Source organism: Pseudomonas mosselii, assembly GCF_005796105.1.
Lineage (GTDB): Bacteria > Pseudomonadota > Gammaproteobacteria > Pseudomonadales > Pseudomonadaceae > Aquipseudomonas > Aquipseudomonas mosselii_C.
Genome location: NZ_VAUO01000007.1, coordinates 53,869 through 74,886, shown reverse-complemented (window position 1 = coordinate 74,886; position 21,018 = coordinate 53,869). Strand labels below are relative to the sequence as shown.

Below are 21,018 nucleotides of genomic sequence, written 5' to 3'. Positions count from 1 at the left end.
ATGAGCCAGGCGTATTTCATTGCCGGAACCGATACCGACGTGGGCAAGACCACCATCGCAGCCGGCTTGCTGCGTGCGGCGCGTGCGCAAAACCTCAGTACCTTGGCCGCCAAGCCGGTGGCCTCGGGGTGCGTGGTGACCCCTAAAGGGTTGCGCAACAGCGATGCGCTGGCGCTGATCGACGAAAGCTCGATCAAGCTGCCATACCGACAGGTCAATCCGTTCGCTTTCGAACCTGCCATCGCGCCGCATGTCGCAGCACGTGAGGCGGGTGTGGCGCTCGAGGTGCCGACCTTGCTCAAGGCCATGCGTCAGGTGCTCGACCAGCAGGCTGATTTCACCCTGGTCGAGGGCGCCGGTGGCTGGCGCGTGCCGTTGTCGGATCATGCCAACTTGTCGGACCTAGCGATTGCCTTGAATCTGCCGGTGATCCTGGTGGTGGGCGTGCGCCTGGGGTGTATCAACCATGCGCTGCTCAGTGCCGAGGCCATTGCCGCCGACGGGTTGCAGTTGGCCGGGTGGGTCGCCAACATCGTCGAACCGAAGACCTCGCGGCTCGAAGAAAACCTGGCCAGCCTCGCCGAGCGCCTGCCGGCCCCCTGCCTGGGGCGCGTACCCTGGCTGAAGCAGGCCAGCGCCGAGGCGGTGGCGGCGCATTTGCACCTGGATTTGCTGGATGAGTGCTGACGTCACGGGCGCAGCATCATTCATCTCTATGGGCTGGCACTAGGCTATTAGGGATTTAAACGGGCCTTTTCGTGCCAGGCCTGCTTTAATTGCAGCAGATCCATTCATTCAGCGTCCACGGAGTACTGACATGGACATCAACACCGGTTCCGCCTTCTATGCGGGCCTTGGTGCCATTCAGACCGGGCAGACCCGCGTCGACCAAGCCGCTCAACAGATTGCCAGCAACACCAGCCAGTCCAGCGACTACCAGGCCGAGCGCCTGCGCGGCGTGGACCGCAGCCAGCAGATGGACCTTGCTACCAGCACCGTGCAGTTGGCGCTGGGCAAGCAGGAAGTCGAGCTGGGCGTGAAGGTGGCCAAGGCCTCCGACGAAATGCTCGGTCGATTGATCGACACCTACGCCTGATCGCTCGGTTCATCCGGCATTCCTCGCGGGGCAAGCCCGCTCCTGCGCCTGAGCGCGTGGGGGCGGGCTTGCCCCGTGATGTTTTGGGGAGGTGTGGCGTAAATGTCATGTTCGGCGGCGTAAATGTCGCTATTGCGTCTCCTTGACAATGGCCCCACCTAAACGTAAGTTTCAAACAACTGTTTGACCGAAAGCCACCAAGAGCTGGTCGGTATCCGCGGTCACCCCACCGAACTCATCACAGAGGTTCATCGCAATGCCTGATTACAAAGCCCCCTTGCGTGATATCCGCTTCGTCCGCGACGAGCTGCTCGGCTATGAGGCGCATTATCAGAGCCTGCCGGGTTGCCAGGACGCCACGCCCGACATGGTCGACGCGATCCTCGAAGAAGGCGCGAAATTCTGTGAGCAGGTGCTGGCCCCGCTGAACCGTGTCGGTGACCAGGAAGGCTGCACCTGGAGTGAGTCGGGTGTTAAGACCCCGACCGGCTTCAAGGAAGCCTATGCGCAGTTCGTCGAAGGTGGCTGGCCGAGTCTGGCGCACGACGTCGCCCACGGCGGCCAAGGCTTGCCTGAGTCGCTGGGCCTGGCCCTGAGCGAGATGGTCGGTGAGGCCAACTGGTCGTGGGGCATGTACCCAGGCCTGTCGCATGGTGCTATGAATACCATTTCCGCGCATGGCACCCCCGAACAGCAGCACACCTACCTGACTAAGCTGGTATCTGGTGAGTGGACCGGGACTATGTGTCTGACCGAGCCGCACTGCGGTACCGATCTGGGCATGCTGCGCACCAAGGCCGAACCCCAGGCCGACGGCAGCTACAAAGTGACCGGCACCAAGATTTTCATCTCGGCCGGTGAACACGACATGGCCGCCAACATCGTCCATATCGTCCTGGCTCGCCTGCCCGATGCGCCGGCTGGCACCAAGGGTATCTCGCTGTTCATCGTGCCGAAGTTCCTGCCCGACGCCCAAGGTGGTGTGGGTGAACGCAACGGCGTGAGCTGCGGCTCCCTCGAGCACAAGATGGGTATCCACGGCAACGCTACCTGCGTGATGAACTTCGATGGCGCTACCGGCTACCTGATCGGCCCGGCCAACAAAGGCCTGAACTGCATGTTCACCTTCATGAACACCGCTCGCCTGGGCACCGCGCTGCAAGGCCTGGCGCACGCCGAGGTGGCGTTCCAGGGCGGCCTGAAGTACGCCCGTGACCGCCTGCAAATGCGTTCGCTGACCGGCCCGAAAGCGCCTGATAAGGCGGCTGACCCGATCATCGTCCACCCCGACGTGCGGCGCATGCTGCTGACCATGAAAGCCTTCGCCGAAGGCAACCGTGCGATGGTCTACTTCACCGCCAAGCAAGTGGATATCGCCAAGTACAGCCAGGACGAAGAAGCGCGCAAGCAGGCCGATGCGCTGCTGGCGTTCCTCACCCCGATCGCCAAGGCGTTCATGACCGAAGTCGGCTTCGAGGCTGCCAACCACGGCGTTCAGATCTACGGTGGCCACGGTTTCATCGCCGAGTGGGGCATGGAGCAGAACGTGCGCGACAGCCGCATCTCGATGCTGTACGAAGGCACCACCGGCATTCAGGCCCTCGACCTGCTCGGGCGTAAGGTCTTGATGACCCAAGGTGAAGCGCTCAAAGGCTTCACCAAGATCGTCCACAAATTCTGCCAGGGCCAGGAAGGCAACGACGCGACTCGCGAATTCGTCGAGCCGCTGGCGGCCCTCAATAAGGAGTGGGGCGAGCTGACCATGAAGATCGGCATGGCCGCGATGAAGGACCGCGAGGAGGTGGGCGCGGCTAGCGTGGACTACCTGATGTACTCCGGCTACGCGTGCCTGGCCTACTTCTGGGCTGACATCGCGCGCCTGGCGGCCGAAAAACTGGCTGCCGGTACCCACGAAGAGGCGTTCTACACCGCTAAGCTGCAAACTGCGCGCTTCTATTTCCAGCGCATCTTGCCGCGCACCCGTAGCCACGTGGCGGCGATCCTGTCCGGCGCCAACAACCTGATGGCCATGAAGGAAGAAGACTTCGGTCTGTCCTGCTGAACCTGAAGGCTGTTCGAAAAACGCCTGCCCTTACCGGCAGGCGTTTTTTTTTGCAAAGCTTGGACGGTACAGCACAGGCGGTTTCCGACAAATCGACGCATCCAGTTACGAACACCCCTCAAGCATCCCAGCCAACCGCCGTTAAACCGACGTCAATCTTTATCTATTCATGTGCACTGCCGATGAACTAAAGGCACAATGCCATTATCGATCTGCCGGGTCGGAGATTACCCTTGTTTCGTTTATCCGCTGTACGCGCAAGTCATTTCCTGCCGTCGCTGGTGCTGTTGTTGGCGGGGCTGGCGGCAGCTTATGTCAGGGACCTGAGCGTCTTCTTCACTTCGTTGTTCAACGTGCTGCCAACCTTGGTGCTGCTGCTCGGCGGTGCCTACTGCGCGGTGTACCGTCGTCAGCGCGAGTTGTTCCTGATGGTCACGGTATACATCGCCTATTTCCTCCTCGACACCCAGACCGACTACTACCGAGACAACGGCCGGGTCCGTGAAGACGCTGCGGTGATCTTCCACCTGGTCTGCCTGTTGCTACCAGCATTGTTCGGCTTGTACGCCGCGTGGCAGGAGCGTACCCACCTGGCCCAGGATATGCTCGCGCGCTTTGCCGTGTTGTTCGCGGTAGGGAGTGTGGCGGTGGCGCTGGAGCAGAGTTTCCCGCAGGCGCTGCTCAGTTGGCTGGCGGAGATCCGCTGGCCTTCGCTGCATGGCCAGTGGATGAGCTTGATCCAGTTGGCCTACCCACTGTTCCTGGGGGTATTCATCCTGCTGGTGGTGCAGTACCTGCGTGAGCCGCGCCCGCTGCATGCGGCGCAGATCATTGGGCTGCTGGGTATTTTCTGGATGCTGCCCAAGACTTTCATCCTGCCGTTCACGCTCAACATCATGTGCAGCCAGGTGATGCTGATGATCGCCGCAGCGGTGTCCCACGAGGCCTACCAGATGGCCTTCCGCGACGAGCTGACCGGGCTGCCGGGGCGCCGCGCGCTGAACGAGCGCATGCAGCGCCTGGGGCGCAACTATGTGATCGCCATGACCGACGTCGATCACTTCAAAAAATTCAACGATACCCATGGTCACGATGTTGGCGACCAGGTCCTGCGCCTGGTCGCCAGTCGCCTGTCCAAGGTTACCGGTGGCGGGCGTGCCTACCGTTATGGGGGCGAGGAGTTCGCCCTGGTGTTCGCCGGCAAGACCGCCGAGGAGTGCCTGCCGCACCTGGAGGCGGTACGCGAGATGATCGCCAACTACGCGATCCAGCTGCGTGACCAGAGCAACCGCCCGCAGGACGACTCTGCGGGTCGCCAACGCCGCAGCGGCAATGGCAGCCAGACGGTTTCGGTGACCATCAGTATCGGTGTGGCCGAGCGCCAGGTGGAGCACCGCAACCCCGAGGAAGTGCTCAAGTCTGCCGACCAGGCGCTGTATAGCGCCAAAGGTGCCGGGCGTAACTGTGTGATGACGTTCGGTCAGCAATCACGGCGAGGCGCCATTCGCATGGCGTGACCGTGGCTGACTATACAGTCGCATGATGACCCTATGTCTCGTAAAAGTTGTTCGGTTACACTGCTTCCAACCCAGTGCCGCGGTCCCATAGGACCGCTCCGACCCTTATAGCGAGAGGTTGTCATGGCTGACTATAAAGCGCCCCTGCGCGATATGCGCTTCGTTCTCAATGAAGTCTTCGACGTGGCCACGCTCTGGTCGCAACTCCCTGGCCTGGCCGATGTGGTCGATGCCGACACGGCCATGGCCGTGCTGGAGGAGGCCGGCAAGGTTACCAGCAAGACCATCGCCCCGCTCAGCCGCGCCGCTGACGAAGAGGGCTGCCACTGGGATAACGGCGCGGTCAGAACCCCCGCAGGCTTCATTCAGGCTTATGCCACCTACGCCGAAGGTGGCTGGGTAGGCGTGGGTGGTGATCCGCTGTTTGGTGGCATGGGCATGCCCAAGGCCATTTCGGCCCAGGTCGAGGAGATGATCAACGCCTCCAGCCTGGCCTTTGGTTTGTACCCGATGCTGACCGCTGGCGCCTGCCTGTCGATCAATGCCCATGCCAGCGAGGCGTTGAAGGCAAAGTACCTGCCGAACATGTACGCCGGCGTCTGGGCCGGTTCCATGTGCCTGACCGAGCCCCACGCCGGTACTGACCTGGGCATCATCCGCACCAAGGCCGACCCCCAGGCCGATGGCAGCTATAGGATCAGTGGCACCAAGATCTTCATCACCGGGGGGGAGCACGACCTGACTGAGAACATCATTCATCTGGTGCTGGCCAAGCTGCCGGACGCCCCGGCGGGGCCCAAGGGCATTTCGCTGTTCCTGGTGCCTAAGTTCATGGTCAACGATGACGGTAGCCTGGGTGCACGCAACCCGGTCACCTGCGGCTCGATCGAGCACAAGATGGGCATTCAGGCCTCGGCCACCTGTGTGATGAACTTCGACCAAGCCGTCGGTTATCTCGTGGGCGAGCCGAACAAAGGCCTGGCGGCGATGTTCACCATGATGAACTACGAGCGCCTCGGGGTCGGCATCCAGGGCCTGGCCTCGGCTGAGCGTTCCTATCAGAATGCCGTCGAGTACGCCCGTGATCGCCTGCAAAGCCGCGCCCCGACCGGCCCGCAGGCCAAGGACAAGGTCGCCGACCCGATCATCGTGCACCCGGATGTGCGGCGCATGCTGCTGACCATGAAGGCGCTGATCGAGGGCGGCCGGGCGTTTTCTACCTACGTGGCAATGCAGCTGGACAGCGCCAAGTTCAGTGAGGACAAGGCCACCCGCGAGCGCAGCGACGCCCTGGTCGCGTTGCTGACCCCGGTGGCCAAGGCCTTCCTCACCGACCTGGGCCTGGAGTGCACCGTGCATGGCCAGCAGGTATTCGGTGGGCACGGCTATATCCGCGAGTGGGGCCAGGAACAGTTGGTTCGCGACGTGCGCATTACCCAGATCTACGAAGGCACCAACGGTATCCAGGCCCTCGACCTGATGGGGCGCAAGGTGGTGGGCAGCGGCGGCGCCTACTACACGCTGTTCGCCGACGAAATCCGCCAGTTCATCGCCAGCGCCGAGGGCGAGCACGGCGAGTTCACCCGCCCACTGGCGGCCGCTCTGGGCCAGCTCGACGAACTGACCGCCTGGGTACTCGACAAGGCCAAGGGCAACCCTGACGAGATCGGCGCGGCCTCGGTGGAGTACCTGCACGCGTTCGGCTATGTGGCCTACGCCTATATGTGGGCCTTGATGGCTCGTGCGGCCAAGGCTGGGCAAGGCGATGCGGACTTCTATGCAGCCAAGCTGGGAACCGCACGATTCTACTTCGCGCGTCTGTTGCCACGGGTGCAGTCGCTGGTGGCGTCGGTCAAGGCGGGCAGTGAGTCGCTTTACCTGCTCGACGCGGCACAGTTCTGATTCAGCCTGGCCGCCTTCGCGGCACACGCTGAGCCGTGTGCCGACGGGGCGCGGTGGGTGCCATAGGCGAATGTAGGGCGCTTGTAAGCTTTCTCTTACGTGACGTGGCGGCTTTTCTCCACTTTCCTAAAATTGGATCCACAGTTAATCTTTCTTACATGGACGGAGCGCAGGAAGCGCAATGGACAGAACAGGGACACACGAAGGATGTCTCGCCAGGACGGCGGGAAGAAAAGGAAGTCAAAAAGGGAAACAGTCTGGAAAACCCCGCTTCGGCGGGGTTTTCTTTGTGCGCGTGATTTAGCCCAGAACGTCCAGGGGCGATCCACTCAAGTGGCGCGCGTCGGTTTCTTCTTCGAGCAAGGTACGTAGCAGCTCCACTGACGCCTGCTGACGTTGTGCATCGCGAAACACCAGCCCTACCTTCAGCGGCACCCGTGGCTCGCTCAACGGTTTCCACAGCAACGCCTGGTCGTCTTCGGCGGCATCCTTGGCCCGGCCTGGCAGAATGGTCGCCAGTGAGGTGTGGGCCAGGCTGTCGAGAATCCCCGCCATGTTGTTCATCTCGGCCTGCACCTGCGGCCTGCGTCCCTGATTGGCCAACTGCGCTTTCCAGATCTGACGGACCTGGAACTCCTCGCCGAGCATCAGCATCGGCAGTTCCGCTGCCTGGCGAATGGACACCTTCTTGAAATCTTTCAGCGGGTGGGTGTTGGGGATGACCAGTTGCAACTCATCTTCGTACAGCAGCAAACCATGCAGGCCCGGTTGGCGTGGCGGCAGGTAGCTGATGCCGATGTCCAGGTGGCCGTTGAGCAGGCGCCGTTCGATCTCCAGGCCAGACAATTCATAGATCTGCACCACCAGATGCGGCTGAGCCTTGCGTACCCGTTCCAGCAATTGGGGTACCAGGCTTGGGCGTACGGTTTGCAGCACGCCGATGGCCAGGGTCCGCAGTGATTGGCCCTTGAAGTTGCGCATCGCCTCGTGCGCCCGTTGCAGCCCGTCGAGCAGCGGCAGGGCGTGGTTGTACAGCGTATGGGCAGCCAAGGTGGGCAGCAGGCGCTTGTTGCTGCGCTCGAACAGGTTCAGGTCGAGGCTGTGCTCAAGTTGGCGGATCTGCTGCGACAGGGCCGGCTGCGAGAGGGACAGGCGCTCGGCGGCGCGCCCCACGTGGCCCTCTTCATACACCGCGACGAAATAACGCAGTTGGCGAAAATCCATAAGTATTACTTATTGAAAAAGCTGCTAAAACGAAATGGCCGAGCGGCCTGCTGACACTTAGTCTATCGCCGTATTACAGCGGGTTACAGCGATCAAGAGCGTGATTGTTACCCCGAATGAAAAACATTTTTGATAGGCAAGGCAAAATATCTATCCGGCGCTCGACCGGCTGCCTTGACCGCTGATTACCGTGACTGGCTGGAGCCCTGATGAACCTGTTCAAGCTGCGCCGTCCGGCGCCCGCCGCTGCCGAGCCCATCCGTGCCCTGGCGGTTGCTGCCGTGCAGCCTGGCGCTGAGCGCCTGATGCCTGGCAGCAAGCGCGCGCCCCAGGTGTTCGTACGCGGCCAGGGCTCCTGGCTGTGGGACAACGCCGGGGTCGCCTATCTGGATTTCACCCAAGGCGGTGCGGTCAACAGCCTAGGGCATAGCCCGAGCGTGCTGGTGAAGGCGTTGGGTAACCAGGCCCAAGCGCTGATCACGCCGGGGGCTGGTTTTCATAGCCACAGCTTGCTGAGCTTGGCCGAGCAGCTATGCCAGAGCACCGGCAGTGACCAGGCCTATCTGCTCAACAGTGGTGCCGAGGCCTGCGAAGGCGCGATCAAGCTGGCGCGCAAGTGGGGCCAACGGCATCGCAACGGGGCTTATCACATCATCACCGCCAGCCAGGCCTGCCACGGTCGCAGCCTGGGGGCACTGTCGGCATCCGATCCACTGCCGTGCAACCGCTGCGAGCCGGGCTTGCCCGGTTTCAGCAAAGTGCCGTTCAACGACCTTGCCGCGCTGCATGCCGAGGTCGACTCGCGCACGGTGGCGATCATGCTCGAACCGATCCAGGGCGAAGCAGGCGTGATCCCGGCCACGCGTGAATACCTGCAAGGGGTCGAGCGGTTGTGCCGTGAGCTAGGCATTTTGCTGATCCTCGATGAGGTGCAAACCGGCGCAGGACGCTGTGGCGCCCTGTTGGCAGAGCAGACCTATGGCGTTCGGGCCGACATCATCACCCTGGGCAAGGGGCTGGGTGGCGGCGTGCCGCTAGCCGCGCTGCTGGCGCGGGGCAGCGCTTGCTGCGCCGAGCCTGGCGAACTGCAGGGCAGCCACCACGGTAATGCGCTGATGTGCGCAGCGGGTTTAGCGGTGTTGGAGACGCTGCTGGCCCCGGGTTTCTTCGAGCAGGTCCAGGACACCGGCCGTCACCTGCGCGAGGGCTTGAGTCGCCTGGCAGGCCGTTATGCCCAGGGCGAGGTACGTGGCCAGGGCTTGCTGTGGGCCTTGCAGTTGCGTGAGGACGATGCTCAGGCGTTGGTCGCGGCGGCCTTGGAGGAAGGGCTGCTGCTCGATGCGCCGCAGGCCGACGTGGTGCGCTTCTCCCCGGCGCTGACGGTGAGCAAGGGCAACATCGACGAAATGCTGCTGCGCCTGGCGCGTGCATTCGCACGCCTACATGCCCACCCGCGCAAACACCGCGAAAGACTAGCCTGATCAACGAATTTCAACGAACCGTCTCGCGTTTCTGCGCATCGCCCTTGGCCTGTAGTGGTTGGCCCGGGGCGTTTTTTTTGCGCGTTGTGCAAGGGTGGAACCTCTGGGCTGTACGGCGGGTCTGTGAAGTAACCCTTCAAGGAGCGTAACGCATGGACTTCATTCGCATCATCATCGCCATCCTCTTGCCGCCGCTGGGTGTGTTTCTCCAGGTCGGCTTCGGCGGGGCCTTCTGGCTGAACATTCTGCTGACCTTGCTGGGATACATCCCGGGGATCGTGCATGCGGTGTACATCATCGCCAAACGGTGACTTGACACATCACGTGTGGAGCGGCCTTGCCGGACCGATCGGAAAGAGGGTCGCAGCAGCCCTAGGACTTAAGCATCATGTGACATCGCCGGGGCTGCTTCGCAGCCCTTCGCGACACAAGGCCGCTCATGGAGCTGCACATAACTTGTCGATTTAGCAAGGCTCTGTGGGAGCGGGCTTGCCCGCGAAGCAGGCGACTCAGTGTATGGCACCGGCTTCGCCGGTGTTCGCGGGCAAGTCGGGGCGCCGAACCGCCGCTCCCACAGGGGGCGCGGCGCGCTTGCGAAGTCAGTTCTCTGCGCGACAGCGCAGCCCAAAGGGCTGGGTAATCTCCTACACGGGGTCAGCCAGCACCTTGCAATAGAACTTCCACTCCTCTTCCAGCGCATGGGCCAGGTTGGCCGCCTGGCGAAAGCCATGGCGCTCGTGCGCGTAGAAATGTCCCTCGGCGCGGATGCCATTGGCTTTGAGCGCCGCCAGCATGCTGCGGGTCTGTTCGGGCACCACCACCGCATCCAGTTCCCCCTGAAAGAAGATCACCGGCGCGCTGATGCGCTGAGCATGCAGCAGCGGCGTGCGCTGGCGGTAGCGCGCAGCGTCGTGCTCGGGGTCGCCGATCAGCCAGTCCAGATAGTCGCCTTCGAACTTGTGCGTGGTACGGTTCAGTGCCAACGGGTCACTGACCCCATACAGGCTGGCGCCGGCGCGGAACACCGTATGGAAGGCCAGGGCGCAGAGGGTGGTGTAGCCGCCTGCGCTACCGCCACGGATGAAGGCTTGCTGCGGATCGATCAGGCCAAGGCCTGCCAGGTGCGTGACTGCCGCGCAGGCATCCTGCACATCGGCTTCGCCCCAGCGCAGGTGCAGGGCCTGGCGATAGGCTCGACCATAGCCACTGCTGCCGCGGTAATTGAGGTCGGCCACGGCGAAGCCGCGCTGGGTCCAGTACTGGATGCGCGGGTCGAGGACCGGGTAGCAGGCCGACGTGGGCCCGCCGTGTATGAACAGTACCAGCGGCGATGGTCCCTGGCCGGTCATTGCCGGATAGAAGAACCCGTGGGCCTGGCTATCGCCGCTGGGGTAGTGGATCGGCTGTGGTTGGCTGATACGTGAGGCTGGCAGCACTTCGGCGCCGCCAGCCAGGATGCTCACCGCATGGCTGCGCCGGTCGATGGCGATCACCGCAGGTGGACTGATCGGGGAGGCGGCGATGGCGTAGAGCTGCTCGCCATCCATGGCCAGGCTACGGAAACGGGTGTAGGCGCTGGCATAGCGCTGGGTGTGGCCATCGGGCTGGCGCAGGCCGAGTTGCCCGAAGCCCGCCTCGAACCAACTGGCCAGGTAGTGCTCTGGCCCCAAAGCGATCCAAGTGCTGGCGCCCAGTTGCCACGGCGCGCCCGCATGGTCGGCAGCGGCGGCAGGTAGCGCTTGCCAGTGCCCATCGACTTCACCCCAGGGTTGCCAGAAACCGTTGCGATCAGACAGACAATACAGCCGTCCAGCGGCATCGAAGCGGGGCTGTTGCAGTGACTCTTGGTGCCCGGCAACGCAGCGCGCAGGGCCCCAGTGGCCAGCGCTATCGCGCGTGCTGCACATCAGGCGGGTGAAGGTCCAGGGTTGGGCGGGGCGGTCCCATTCGATCCAGGCCAGCCGGCTGCCATCCTCGCTCAGCGTGGGGGCTGCATAGAAGTCGGCCCCTTCGGCTACGATCACGCGCGTGCCCTCGGCCAGTGCTACCAGGCGGTGTTCCACCTGTTCGGCATGCCGTTCCTCGACTGCCAGCACTTGTCCGGCGTGCCACTGTACATCGCCGTAGCGGCAGTCGCTGGCGGCGGTTAGTGCACGTGGCGCCGAGCCGTCCAGGTTCTGGGTGTAGAGCTGCTGGTCCTTCTCGTTGACGAACACCAGTCCGTCAGCGCCCAGGCAGAAGCTGCCGCCGCCATATTCATACACCCGGCTGCGCACGCTGAAGCCGTCCGGGGTCAGGCAGCGGGCCTGGTGGTAGAGCCAGTGCCAGACGCGGCAAGCGCCGTCGGCGGGGCGGAATTCGAGCCAGAACAACCCGTCGATGCTGACCTTGAGTTCAGCGAAATCGGTGCCGGCAGCCACCGCCTGGGCGGCACTGAATTCAGCCTCGGGCGATGACATTGGCGTTTCGTTCATTACGGAAAATCATCTGTTCGATCTCCAAGGTGGCGTGCTCGGCTTCTTCGCGGGCCTTGAGGATGATGCCATGGTCTGGCGACTTGCCGCACACCGGGTCCGCCTTGCTGGCATCGTCGGTGAGCATGAATGCCTGGCAGCGGCAGCCGCCGAAGTCCTTCTCTTTCTCGTCGCACGAGCGGCACGGTTCGGGCATCCAATCGTAGCCACGGAAGCGGTTGAAACCGAACGAGTCGTACCAGATGTGCTGCAAGTCATGCTCACGTACGTTGGGGAACTGCACTGGTAGCTGACGCGCGCCGTGACAGGGCAGGGCGGTGCCGTCGGGGGTGATGGTCAGGAACAGGCTGCCCCAGCCGTTCATGCACGCCTTGGGGCGTTCTTCGTAGTAGTCCGGGGTGACGAAGATCAGCTTGCACGGATGACCGTCTGCCTTGAGCTTCTCGCGGTACTCGTTGGTGATGCGTTCGGCACGTTGCAGTTGCTCGCGGGTCGGCAGCAGCCCGAGGCGGTTGAGGTGCGCCCAGCCGTAGAACTGGCAGGTGGCCAACTCGACGAAGTCCGCCTCCAGTGCGATGCACAGCTCGATGATGCGGTCGATCTTGTCGATGTTGTGCCGGTGGGTGACGAAGTTGAGCACCATCGGATAGCCGTGGGCTTTCACCGCCCGGGCCATCTCCAGCTTTTGCGCGAAGGCTTTCTTCGAGCCTGCCAGCAGGTTGTTCACCTGCTCATCACTGGCCTGGAAGCTGATCTGGATGTGGTCCAGCCCGGCCTCTTTGAAGGCGCCGATCTTCTGTTCGGTCAGGCCGATGCCCGAGGTGATCAGGTTGGTGTAGTAGCCCAGGCGCCGCGCTTCGCCGATCAGCTCGACAAGGTCCTGGCGCACCAACGGCTCGCCGCCGGAGAAACCGATCTGCGCCGCGCCCATCTCGCGGGCTTCGGCCATGACCTTGAACCACTGCTCGGTGCTCAGCTCCTGGCCCTGCTGGGCGAAGTCCAGCGGGTTGGAGCAGTACGGGCACTGCAGTGGGCAGCGGTAGGTAAGCTCGGCCAGCAACCACAACGGCAGGCCGATCTGATCGCGGGGCACGCTGGCCTCAGGCGAGGGTGATCCAGTGTTCGGCACGCGCCACCTCCATGAATTGCTCGATATCGTCAGCGACTTCGGGCACACCGGGGAATTGCTGTTCCAGCTCGCTGATGATTGCCGCGACGCTGCGCTGGCCATCGATCAGGCCGCCGATCAATCCGGCGCTGTCGTTGAGCTTGATCATGCCTTCGGGGTACAGCAGCACGTGGCCTTTCTGCGCCGGTTCGTACTGGAAACGATAGCCCGGGCGCCAGCTAGGCACTTGTTGACGGTCAAGACTCATAGGGCGATTCCCTTGTGCCAGACCCGCTCGTGGGTGACGCTGTGGTACGGCGGGCGGTTCAGTTCATAGGCCATGCTCATGGCATCGAGCATGCTCCACAGGATATCCAGCTTGAATTGCAGGATCTCCAGCATGCGCTGCTGGCCTGCATAAGTGGTGTAGTGCTGCAGGGTGATTGCCAGGCCATGCTCCACGTCGCGTCGGGCTTGGCCCAGGCGGGTACGGAAGTAGGCGTAGCCGGCCGGGTCGATCCAGGGGTAGTGCTGCGGCCAGCTGTCCAGGCGCGACTGATGGATCTGCGGGGCGAACAGCTCGGTAAGCGAGCTGCTGGCGGCCTCTTGCCAGCTGGCGCGGCGGGCGAAGTTGACGTAGGCATCGACCGCGAAGCGCACGCCGGGCAGCACCAGTTCCTGGCTGCGCAACTGGTCTGGGTCCAGACCCACGGCCTGCCCCAGGCGTAGCCATGCCTCGATGCCGCCGTCCTCGCCAGGGGCGCCGTCGTGGTCGAGCAGGCGCTGGATCCACTCCCGGCGTACTTCGCGGTCCGGGCAGTTAGCCAGGATCGCCGCGTCCTTCATGGGAATGTTGACTTGGTAATAGAAGCGGTTGGCCACCCAGCCCTGAATTTGCTCACGGGTGGCGCGGCCTTGGTACATCGCCACATGGTACGGGTGGTGGATGTGGTAGTAGGCGCCCTTGGCGCGCAGGGCCTGCTCGAACTCGGCCGGGGACATCGGTGTTGCGTCGCTCACAGGGCCTCCTTATAGCGCGATGCTCATGCCGTCGAACGCGACTTCCACGCCACGGCGCTCGACTTCGGCGCGCTCTGGCGAGTCTTCATCGAGGATCGGGTTGGTGTTGTTGATGTGAATGAGCACCTTGCGCTGGCGCGGGAAACCGTCCAGCACTTCGAGCATGCCGCCCGGGCCGTTCTGCGCCAGGTGGCCCATCTCGCGGCCGGTGCGGGTGCCCACGCCTCGCCGCTGCATTTCATCATCCTCCCAGAGCGTACCGTCCACCAGCAGGCAGTCGGCGCCGTGCATCATTTGCAGCAGCGAGTCGTCGACCTGGCCCAGGCCCGGCGCATAGAACAGCTTGCCGCCTGTGCGGGTGTCCTCGACCAGCAGGCCAAGGTTGTCGCCTGGGTGCGGGTCGAAGCGGTGCGGCGAGTAGGGCGGTGCGGCACTGCGCAGCGGGAAGGGCGTGAAGCGCAGGTTCGGACAGGCGTCGATGACGAAGCTGCCGTGCAGCTCGATGCGGTTCCATTGCAGGCCACCGTTCCAGTGGCTGAGCATGTTGAACAGGGGGAAACCGGTGGTCAGGTCCTGGTGGACCATGTCGGTGCACCAGACCTTGTGTGGGCAGCCCTCGCGCAGGCTGAGCAGGCCAGTGGTGTGGTCGATCTGGCTGTCCAGCAGGACGATGGCGTCGATGCCGGTATCGCGCAGCGCACGGGCCGGCTGCAGCGGAGCGAAGGCCTGGAGCTGGGCGCGGATATCGGGGGAGGCGTTGCACAGGATCCAATGCTCGCCATCATCGGACAGGGCGATGGACGATTGGGTGCGCGCCGTGGCGCGCAAGCTGCCCTCGCGGTAACCCTTGCAGTTGACGCAGTTGCAGTTCCACTGCGGGAACCCACCACCGGCTGCTGAGCCGAGAATCTGGATGTACATGGCCACTCTCTATCCGAAAAACCCAATCCGAAAACGAAAACGCCCCGGCAGGCCGAGGCGTCGAACCGCAGCGCTGCTTAGCGGTTGGCGAAGTACATGGTGACTTCGAAGCCGATACGCAGGTCGGTGTACGCAGGTTTGGTCCACATGGGATGTCTCCTTCGGGATGGGTTTGGGTTGAATGACTGTCTATGGACACCGCGTTTAGCAGAAGGGTCCAAAAAACAAGATTGCGCTATCTTACAAGAATTGAATGTACTGAAAGGTTAATTCTTCGAAAAGCGCCGTTACATTTCAGGTAACAATCCGTGAGGCTCTTACTGCCAGCGAGCGTCCGGTGCGTGGGCATTGGCTAGACAGAGCCAGCCGTGGCGGGCACTGATCAGTTGCTGCAACAACGCGTCCAGCGAGGGCTGCTCAAGCTTCAGGATAGACGTGCTGATGCAGGAGAGGTCTGAATTGTGTTTCCCAATGTGCGCTTGCCAGGCCCATTGCGCCACCTCCGCGTTAGGCATGGCGGCCTCGTCGAATTGCTTGGCCAGTTGCTCGCGGGCCGCAGCGTTCAGGTGGATGCCCTCACCCAGCAGCGTCAACAGGTGATCGAGGATTTGCGCGTGACTGCCGCGGGGCGACTGCACCCCGAACAGCAACCCGCCGACGCCGTCGATCTGACGAAAGGTGCTGAACACCGCATAGCCCAATTGCAACTCAACCCGTAGACGTTGGTAAACCGGGCCTTGCAGCAACTGCGCGAGCAGGCGTCCGGCGGCTTGGAGTGCCTCTGGCAACGGACAGAACAGCAACAGCGCCGCTTCACTGCCCGGCACGTGCACTTGCTGCCAGCGCCGACCTGCAGGCGAACGAACCGCGCAGGGCTCGCCCGGCTGGCCCATGACGCCTTTCAGTGCGGCCCCCAGGGCGCCGAGCTGGGCGTTGTCGAAGCCTATGGCCAGGCCGTGCCAGCGGGCCTGCTGCCAGAGGCCGTCCAGCGATGCTTGTGTCGGCTGGCAGGCTGGCGGTGTGGGTGGATCGTAGGCATGTAGTGCATCGGGCAAGGCTTTGAGCAGCGCCCGCAGTGGAATCAGCGCAGGTTCGGCCGCCGCTTCGCGGTGCCAGTGCTCGGCAGCCGGAGCGCGCAACAGCGCCAGTGCTTCAGCCGTCGCCCGGATCACAGACAGCGGATCCCCAGCGATGCGTAACTCCCAGTGCTCGCCAGCGGCGCTCAGGTTCAGTTGCAGTGAGGCACGCTCGGCACGCGTCTGCAGCGGTCGTAGGGCGCTTTGCAGGATCAACAGCAGGCGCGCGCGCAGCGGCGAGGGGATCTGCCAACGCAGGTACAGCGCTGCGAACTGACGCGTACACGGCAAACCGTCACTGAGGCTCAGGCTCGCCGGGAGTGGCGCGCTGGCAGCCAGGTGGGCGGTGTCCAGCAACGGTTCTTCGCCTGGCAGCCGCCAGTGGCCGTCAGTGCCTTGGGGCAGGTCGCTTAGCAGGGCTTCGAGGGCCTTCAGGCCATGCGCATCCAATCCGGCGAACGGCCGCCCTTCACTGTCTCTGCGCGCCAGCTCCAGGGCCTCGGCGGCCTGGGCACGGCGCTGTTGCACTTGTGCGTAGGCGTGATTGAGGTGTAGGAGATCCTGTCGCTGGAGAAAGCCCAGCCAGCCGTGTAGCAGGGCTTGTGCCTGGGTATGCGAGGCCTGCTCGGTCAGTTGCAGCGCGATGTGCCACAGCAGTTGCCCAGCATGCGCATGCAGTGTGTGCGCCGTGCACTCGCGCAGCCAGCCACGCAGGTCCAGTTCGGCCAGCCAGCCGCCGGCGCGGGTGTCGGTGAGGTGGCTCAGCAGCAGGTCGAGTGCGTGCTGTGCGCCGGGTGGCAGGTGATCGTGGGCGAACAGCAGCGCGTCGCTGCGCAGCGGCCCGTCGAGCAGCGGCGGCGGGCTTTTTTGCACAGCCCGTCGCCCTGCTCTGAAGAGCACTGCGTACTGTCTGCCAAGTTGTTCCAATTCATCCAGGGCTTGCGGGCCGGCCAGGCTGAGGACGAGTTGCCCGCCTTGGTAGAAGTCGTGATGGAACCGCGCCAGCGCCTGCTGAAAGGCGGCGTCACCCAACGCCAGGGTGTAGCGGTTGCCAGCGTGGAAGGCGCATAGCGGATGACGGGGCGAGACTGCCTGCAACAGGGCGAACTGGCGCTGCGCTTCGGGGTTGCGCGACCAGGCGATGAATTCGGCGTGAATCACCTCGCGCTCGCGACGCTGGCGGGCGAGCGACAGGTCCGGCTCGGCAAGCATTTGGCACAGACGCTCCAGCCCGCCGCCCAGGGCGTTGGGTGGAACTTCGAAAAAGTAGTCGGTGGTGCGCTCGCGGGTGCTGGCGTTCACCTGGCCGCCCAGGCCTTGGACGTAACGCATCAAGCCGTCTTCCAGTGGAAAGCGTGGCGTGCCTAGAAAGAACAGGTGTTCGAGAAAGTGCGCCAGGCCCGGCCAGCGACGCGGGGCGTCATGGCTGCCCGCGTGGACCCGCAACGCCGCGGCCGCGCGCTTGAGGCGCGGGGCATGCCGCAGGGTGAGCTGCAAGCCGTTGGGCAGAGTGATGTGGCGAATGGCATCGGGCATGGGCGAATGCTAGCGCGCGGCCGTGTCTGGAACCAGTGCGCAGCGTATCCGGCGACGAGCTTTTCAGCGCTGGCGCCAATGCAGATCCTGGCGCAGGTCAGCCAGATACGGGAATGCCTCGCGCCCACGTGCCACGCGCTCACGCTCAATGTCTGCCAGCAGCAGGCCTGGTTCTTGCGCGGCCAGCGCCAGCTGACTGCCGTCTGGGCCGACGATGCTGCTCTGGCCGCAATAGTGGATGTCGCCCTCTGCGCCGCAATAGTTGGCGTACACCAGGTAGCACTGGTTTTCCTGCGCCCGCGAGCGCACGGTCACCTGGCAGACGAAATCGTAAGGCGCCATGTTCGCCGTTGGGACCAAGATCAGCTCGGCACCGGCCAAGGCCAGGCGCCGGGCGTTCTCCGGGAACTCGATGTCGTAGCAGATCAGCATGCCGACCTTCCAGCCGTCTAGCTCGACCACTGGGAAGTGATCGGCGCCAGGACTGAACATGGCCCGGTCGAGCGTGCCGAACAGGTGGGTCTTGCGGTAGTTGCACAGGCTGCGCCCCTGGGCGTCGATCAGTTGCACGCTGTTGTACAGCGCGCCGTCGCCGGCTTGCTCGGGGTAGCCGTAAACGATGGCGATGCGCTGGGCCTGGGCGATCTCCGCCACCGCCAGTGCCGACCGACCGTCGGCAGGCTCAGCCAGGCGGCTCACCTGTGCCAGGCCGATGTTGTAGCCGCTCAGGAACATCTCCGGGCACACCAGCAACTGGGCACCACGCGCGGCGGCATATTCGGCCTGCTGGCGCAGGCGTACGAGGTTGCCGGGAACGTCCAGCGGGCCGGGGTGGCCCTGGTACAGGGCGATGCGCATGCGACGACTCCTTGGGTTCAGTCGGCCAGAGCGATTGGCCCGATGTCGTCGAACACATCGCCCGGTCCTGGGTTGTCCGGGTGGGTCCGGCCACCGAAGTGGGTCATGATACCCCACACCGCATTCAACGATGTCTGCACTGCGCCTTCCACCCAAGCCGGTGTCCATGACACATCGTCACCAGCGATGAACATGCCACGCTGCTCGGCCGGCATGTCCTGCTGCATGAAGTGCGCATACATGCGCTGGTTGTAGCGGTAGTGGCCCGGCAGTGCACCCTTGAAAGCGCCCAGGAAGTAGGGGTCGGCCTCCCACGAGATGGTGATCGGGTCACCGATGATATGCCCGGCGATGTCGGTCTTGGGGTAGATCTTTTTCAGTGCATCGAGGGCCAGTTGCACGCGCTTTTCGGTGGGGTGCGGCAGCATCTTCAGGGCATCGCTCATCCAGGCGTAGGACAGGCAGATCACCCCCGGTTTGTCGTCGCCGTTGTCGAACAGGTAGGTGCCGCGGGTGAGGCGATCGGTGAGGGTCATGCTCATCAGGTCGCGCCCGGTCTGCGGGTCCTTGTCCTTCCAGAATGGCCGATCCACCATCACGAAGGTCTTCGACGCCTGCATGTAGCGGGTACGGTCCAGGGCCATCCACATCTTCTGCGAGAACAGCGACTCCTCGCAGTCGATCTGTGTGGTCAGCAACCAGCTCTGGCAGGTGATGAGCACGGCGGCGTAGTGACGCACGTCGCCATAGTTGTCGGTGACCGCCAGGCGACCGTCACTGGCGCGTGCGATGCGCTTGACCCCGGTACGCGGCGCGCCGCCGTGCAGCCCGCTGAGGCTGGTGCCGGCCGGCCAGTGAGCGCAGCGCTGTGGCACATGGCGCCAGATGCCTTGGGGCACTTGCTCGACCCCGCCCACCACCAGATGCTGGTGATCGTCGCAGTTGGTCATGACCACGCGGAAGATCTCCAGCATCGAGTTGGGGAAATCCGAATCCCAGCCCCCGGTGCCAAAGCCGACCTGGCCGAACACCTCGCGGTGCTGGAAGCTCAGCTTGGCGAACGAACGCGAGGTGGCGACGAAGTCATAGAAGGTGCGGTCGTCCCACAGCGGCACCAGTGTGTTCCACAGGGCCTTGAGGCGCGGTACGTCGCGCTCGCGGATGGCCTGCTGGATCTCGCTGAACTGCGCGCCGCTCTCCAGTGCGTCGGCCCAGGCATCGGCCACTTCATGGAACAGCGCCGGCAGGTCGGCGGCTTTTTCGGCGTAATAGGTCTGGCCTTCCAGGTCGATCACCGTGCTGCCCGAGGCGGGGGTGAGCGGGTTGGGGAATGGCTTGGTCTCAAGCCCCAGTTTGTCGACGTAGTGATAGAAGGCCGTCGAAGACACCGGGAAACGCATGCCCCCCAACTCGGCGACGATGCCATCGGTGCCGTTGAATACTTGCGAGCGCAGCCGGCCACCGAGTTTCGAGGCCTCGTACACCACAGGCTTGAGGCCCAGCTTCATCAATTCGTAAGCCGCCACCAGCCCAGCAATCCCGCCGCCAACGATCGCCACCTCTTCCCCGTGCCGCTCGGGCGGGATGCTGCCCAGCCCGACCGGGTGTTCCAGCCAGTCGTCGAAGGCGAACGGAAAGTCCGGGCCGAAGATCGTGATGGGCTTCTTACCGTCGGCGGGGTGGCGGTTGTTCTTGTTCATGAAATGACCTTGCCAGAGGGCTGCGCAGGGGGGGCGGAGCCTGAGTATAGAAAATGCCTGGAGGTCATTTTAGGCAGCGGGGTGTTCGTAAATAAGAGGCAGAGTGCTGTCGATATGTTGATTGTTTCGTCGTTATGAATGACTTTTATGGCAAATCGTCAGCTCGGCTGCCCACGGTCCACCTTGCTGCTGAGGATGATCGACGTGGTGGTTTTCTCCACGCCGTCGAGGCTGCCGATCTGATCGAGCAATTGGTCCAGTTGCTCGGGCGAATCGCTGTGCAGCCAGGCCACGTAGTCGAACTCGCCACTGACCGCGCAGAGCTGCTGGACTTGGCCCATGGCGCTGAGGTGGCGGACGATGTCCTTGCCCGAGCGCGGTTGCACCTTGATGCCGACGTAGGCTTGCAGCCCACCCCCGACCAGGCGCTGGCCCAGGCGCACGCCATAACCGGTGATGACCTTGTGCCGTTCGAGGCGCTCCAGTCGCGAGTTCACCGTGGTGCGTGCGATACCGAGGTGACGGGCGAGGGTAGCGACGCTTTCGCGTGCGTTGATTTGCAGCAGCGCGATCAGCTGACGGTCGATCTCGTCGAGGGTGATGGTGGAAGTGGCCGGCATGGTAGGTCCCTGAATTCGGACCGCTAGCCTATCGCAATCGACGGCTGTCGCCAGCACTCGCTGTTGTCGTGGGGGCTGGCGGTAGTCAGCGGGCGCTGTCAGTTGAGCAAGGTGTCCTGTTCAACGTGCGGCGCTGGTCGGCGCGGCAGTTGCGGAGCAGGGCGAATAGCTGCTCCCGGTCAGGCCCTCGATCCAGTACCCAAGCGCTGCACGGGATTCTGTAGCGGGGTATCGAGGGAGAAAATAGAACGAGTGTGCTAAAGGCACATTGCCTTAGGTGGCTGTCGAGGCAGCTTCAGAAACGCAAAAGCCGCGCAGTAGCGCGGCTTCGGTCGTTTGGTGGGCCCACACGGACTCGAACCGTGGACCAAAGGATTATGAGTCCTCTGCTCTAACCGACTGAGCTATAGGCCCTCAGTAGGA

The 21,018-nt window shown here is 63.5% G+C and carries 18 protein-coding genes and 1 tRNA gene; 7 read left to right on the top strand and 12 right to left on the bottom strand.

Translation table 11 applies throughout. The features are described 5' to 3' along the window. The 5 genes from bioD (at position 1) to FEM01_RS15575 (ending at position 6,577) form a co-directional block, all read left to right on the top strand. Complete coding sequence (gene bioD, locus FEM01_RS15595; RefSeq protein ID WP_138220384.1) at positions 1 to 687, top strand: dethiobiotin synthase; 687 nt, start codon at positions 1 to 3, stop codon at positions 685 to 687. 130 nt (positions 688 to 817) lie between these two features. Next, positions 818 to 1,096 carry a pyrroloquinoline quinone biosynthesis protein PqqE gene (locus tag FEM01_RS15590; RefSeq protein WP_138220383.1) on the top strand — a complete coding sequence of 93 codons (279 nt, stop codon included), beginning with the start codon at positions 818 to 820 and terminating at the stop codon, positions 1,094 to 1,096. Between the two features lie 256 nt (positions 1,097 to 1,352). After that, positions 1,353 to 3,158 carry a phenylacyl-CoA dehydrogenase gene (locus FEM01_RS15585; RefSeq protein WP_138220382.1) on the top strand — a complete coding sequence of 602 codons (1,806 nt, stop codon included), beginning with the start codon at positions 1,353 to 1,355 and terminating at the stop codon, positions 3,156 to 3,158. Positions 3,159 to 3,391: 233 nt separating this feature from the next. Continuing rightward, entirely contained in the window at positions 3,392 to 4,675 is a 1,284-nt protein-coding gene (locus FEM01_RS15580) for a GGDEF domain-containing protein (RefSeq protein WP_138220381.1), read from the top strand. 123 nt (positions 4,676 to 4,798) lie between these two features. Then, complete coding sequence (locus FEM01_RS15575; RefSeq protein WP_138220380.1) at positions 4,799 to 6,577, top strand: acyl-CoA dehydrogenase C-terminal domain-containing protein; 1,779 nt, start codon at positions 4,799 to 4,801, stop codon at positions 6,575 to 6,577. Positions 6,578 to 6,877: 300 nt separating this feature from the next. Here the strand turns inward: FEM01_RS15575 and FEM01_RS15570 are convergent, their stop codons facing one another. Continuing rightward, positions 6,878 to 7,801, bottom strand: a complete 924-nt coding sequence (locus tag FEM01_RS15570) for a LysR family transcriptional regulator (RefSeq protein ID WP_138220379.1) — start codon at positions 7,799 to 7,801, stop codon at positions 6,878 to 6,880. Between the two features lie 209 nt (positions 7,802 to 8,010). On the opposite strand from FEM01_RS15570, the gene FEM01_RS15565 reads away from it, so the two are divergent. Together FEM01_RS15565 and FEM01_RS15560 are read left to right on the top strand one after the other, a co-directional pair. Next, positions 8,011 to 9,282, top strand: coding sequence for an aspartate aminotransferase family protein (locus FEM01_RS15565; protein ID WP_138220378.1), 1,272 nt, complete (start codon positions 8,011 to 8,013; stop codon positions 9,280 to 9,282). Between the two features lie 152 nt (positions 9,283 to 9,434). Next, positions 9,435 to 9,593: a YqaE/Pmp3 family membrane protein gene (locus FEM01_RS15560; RefSeq protein WP_003177654.1), complete on the top strand. Its 159-nt coding sequence runs from the start codon at positions 9,435 to 9,437 to the stop codon at positions 9,591 to 9,593. Between the two features lie 333 nt (positions 9,594 to 9,926). On the opposite strand, the gene FEM01_RS15555 is transcribed toward FEM01_RS15560, so the two are convergent. The 11 genes from FEM01_RS15555 to FEM01_RS15505 form a co-directional block, all read right to left on the bottom strand. Further along, the gene (locus tag FEM01_RS15555; RefSeq protein ID WP_138220377.1) at positions 9,927 to 11,756 is read right to left on the bottom strand and encodes a S9 family peptidase; all 1,830 of its coding nucleotides are present in this window, start codon (positions 11,754 to 11,756) and stop codon (positions 9,927 to 9,929) included. Then, complete coding sequence (gene pqqE, locus FEM01_RS15550) at positions 11,722 to 12,885, bottom strand: pyrroloquinoline quinone biosynthesis protein PqqE (RefSeq protein ID WP_138220376.1); 1,164 nt, start codon at positions 12,883 to 12,885, stop codon at positions 11,722 to 11,724. Before pqqE ends, FEM01_RS15555 begins: the two co-directional genes overlap by 35 nt. Beyond that, complete coding sequence (pqqD, locus tag FEM01_RS15545; RefSeq protein WP_138220375.1) at positions 12,857 to 13,132, bottom strand: pyrroloquinoline quinone biosynthesis peptide chaperone PqqD; 276 nt, start codon at positions 13,130 to 13,132, stop codon at positions 12,857 to 12,859. The genes pqqE and pqqD overlap by 29 nt, the downstream gene beginning before the upstream one ends. Further along, positions 13,129 to 13,866: a pyrroloquinoline-quinone synthase PqqC gene (pqqC, locus tag FEM01_RS15540; protein WP_171030979.1), complete on the bottom strand. Its 738-nt coding sequence runs from the start codon at positions 13,864 to 13,866 to the stop codon at positions 13,129 to 13,131. Before pqqC ends, pqqD begins: the two co-directional genes overlap by 4 nt. A gap of 27 nt (positions 13,867 to 13,893) precedes the next feature. After that, entirely contained in the window at positions 13,894 to 14,805 is a 912-nt protein-coding gene (pqqB, locus tag FEM01_RS15535) for a pyrroloquinoline quinone biosynthesis protein PqqB (protein ID WP_138220373.1), read from the bottom strand. A gap of 77 nt (positions 14,806 to 14,882) precedes the next feature. Next, positions 14,883 to 14,954 (bottom strand): pyrroloquinoline quinone precursor peptide PqqA, encoded by a 72-nt coding sequence (gene pqqA, locus FEM01_RS15530; protein WP_003243383.1) that lies wholly within the window; start codon positions 14,952 to 14,954, stop codon positions 14,883 to 14,885. Between the two features lie 168 nt (positions 14,955 to 15,122). Continuing rightward, positions 15,123 to 17,417: a pyrroloquinoline quinone biosynthesis protein PqqF gene (gene pqqF, locus FEM01_RS15525; RefSeq protein WP_138220372.1), complete on the bottom strand. Its 2,295-nt coding sequence runs from the start codon at positions 17,415 to 17,417 to the stop codon at positions 15,123 to 15,125. A gap of 63 nt (positions 17,418 to 17,480) precedes the next feature. Next, positions 17,481 to 18,275 (bottom strand): carbon-nitrogen hydrolase family protein, encoded by a 795-nt coding sequence (locus tag FEM01_RS15520; protein ID WP_138220371.1) that lies wholly within the window; start codon positions 18,273 to 18,275, stop codon positions 17,481 to 17,483. Between the two features lie 17 nt (positions 18,276 to 18,292). Further along, positions 18,293 to 19,975, bottom strand: a complete 1,683-nt coding sequence (locus tag FEM01_RS15515) for a flavin monoamine oxidase family protein (protein WP_138220370.1) — start codon at positions 19,973 to 19,975, stop codon at positions 18,293 to 18,295. Positions 19,976 to 20,133: 158 nt separating this feature from the next. Then, complete coding sequence (locus tag FEM01_RS15510) at positions 20,134 to 20,595, bottom strand: Lrp/AsnC family transcriptional regulator (protein WP_138220369.1); 462 nt, start codon at positions 20,593 to 20,595, stop codon at positions 20,134 to 20,136. A gap of 337 nt (positions 20,596 to 20,932) precedes the next feature. Further along, positions 20,933 to 21,009: transfer RNA gene (locus FEM01_RS15505), tRNA-Ile, on the bottom strand. Positions 21,010 to 21,018 lie beyond the last annotated feature (9 nt).

Coding starts and splice junctions, on each gene's coding strand:
- bioD (WP_138220384.1), top strand. CDS start 1: ATGAGCCAGGCGTATTTCATTGCCGGAACCGATACCGACGTGGGCAAG.
- FEM01_RS15590 (WP_138220383.1), top strand. CDS start 818: ATGGACATCAACACCGGTTCCGCCTTCTATGCGGGCCTTGGTGCCATT.
- FEM01_RS15585 (WP_138220382.1), top strand. CDS start 1,353: ATGCCTGATTACAAAGCCCCCTTGCGTGATATCCGCTTCGTCCGCGAC.
- FEM01_RS15575 (WP_138220380.1), top strand. CDS start 4,799: ATGGCTGACTATAAAGCGCCCCTGCGCGATATGCGCTTCGTTCTCAAT.
- FEM01_RS15570 (WP_138220379.1), bottom strand. CDS start 7,801: ATGGATTTTCGCCAACTGCGTTATTTCGTCGCGGTGTATGAAGAGGGC.
- FEM01_RS15565 (WP_138220378.1), top strand. CDS start 8,011: ATGAACCTGTTCAAGCTGCGCCGTCCGGCGCCCGCCGCTGCCGAGCCC.
- FEM01_RS15560 (WP_003177654.1), top strand. CDS start 9,435: ATGGACTTCATTCGCATCATCATCGCCATCCTCTTGCCGCCGCTGGGT.
- FEM01_RS15555 (WP_138220377.1), bottom strand. CDS start 11,756: ATGAACGAAACGCCAATGTCATCGCCCGAGGCTGAATTCAGTGCCGCC.
- pqqD (WP_138220375.1), bottom strand. CDS start 13,132: ATGAGTCTTGACCGTCAACAAGTGCCTAGCTGGCGCCCGGGCTATCGT.
- pqqC (WP_171030979.1), bottom strand. CDS start 13,866: ATGTCCCCGGCCGAGTTCGAGCAGGCCCTGCGCGCCAAGGGCGCCTAC.
- pqqB (WP_138220373.1), bottom strand. CDS start 14,805: ATGTACATCCAGATTCTCGGCTCAGCAGCCGGTGGTGGGTTCCCGCAG.
- pqqF (WP_138220372.1), bottom strand. CDS start 17,417: ATGCCCGATGCCATTCGCCACATCACTCTGCCCAACGGCTTGCAGCTC.
- FEM01_RS15520 (WP_138220371.1), bottom strand. CDS start 18,275: ATGCGCATCGCCCTGTACCAGGGCCACCCCGGCCCGCTGGACGTTCCC.
- FEM01_RS15515 (WP_138220370.1), bottom strand. CDS start 19,975: ATGAACAAGAACAACCGCCACCCCGCCGACGGTAAGAAGCCCATCACG.
- FEM01_RS15510 (WP_138220369.1), bottom strand. CDS start 20,595: ATGCCGGCCACTTCCACCATCACCCTCGACGAGATCGACCGTCAGCTG.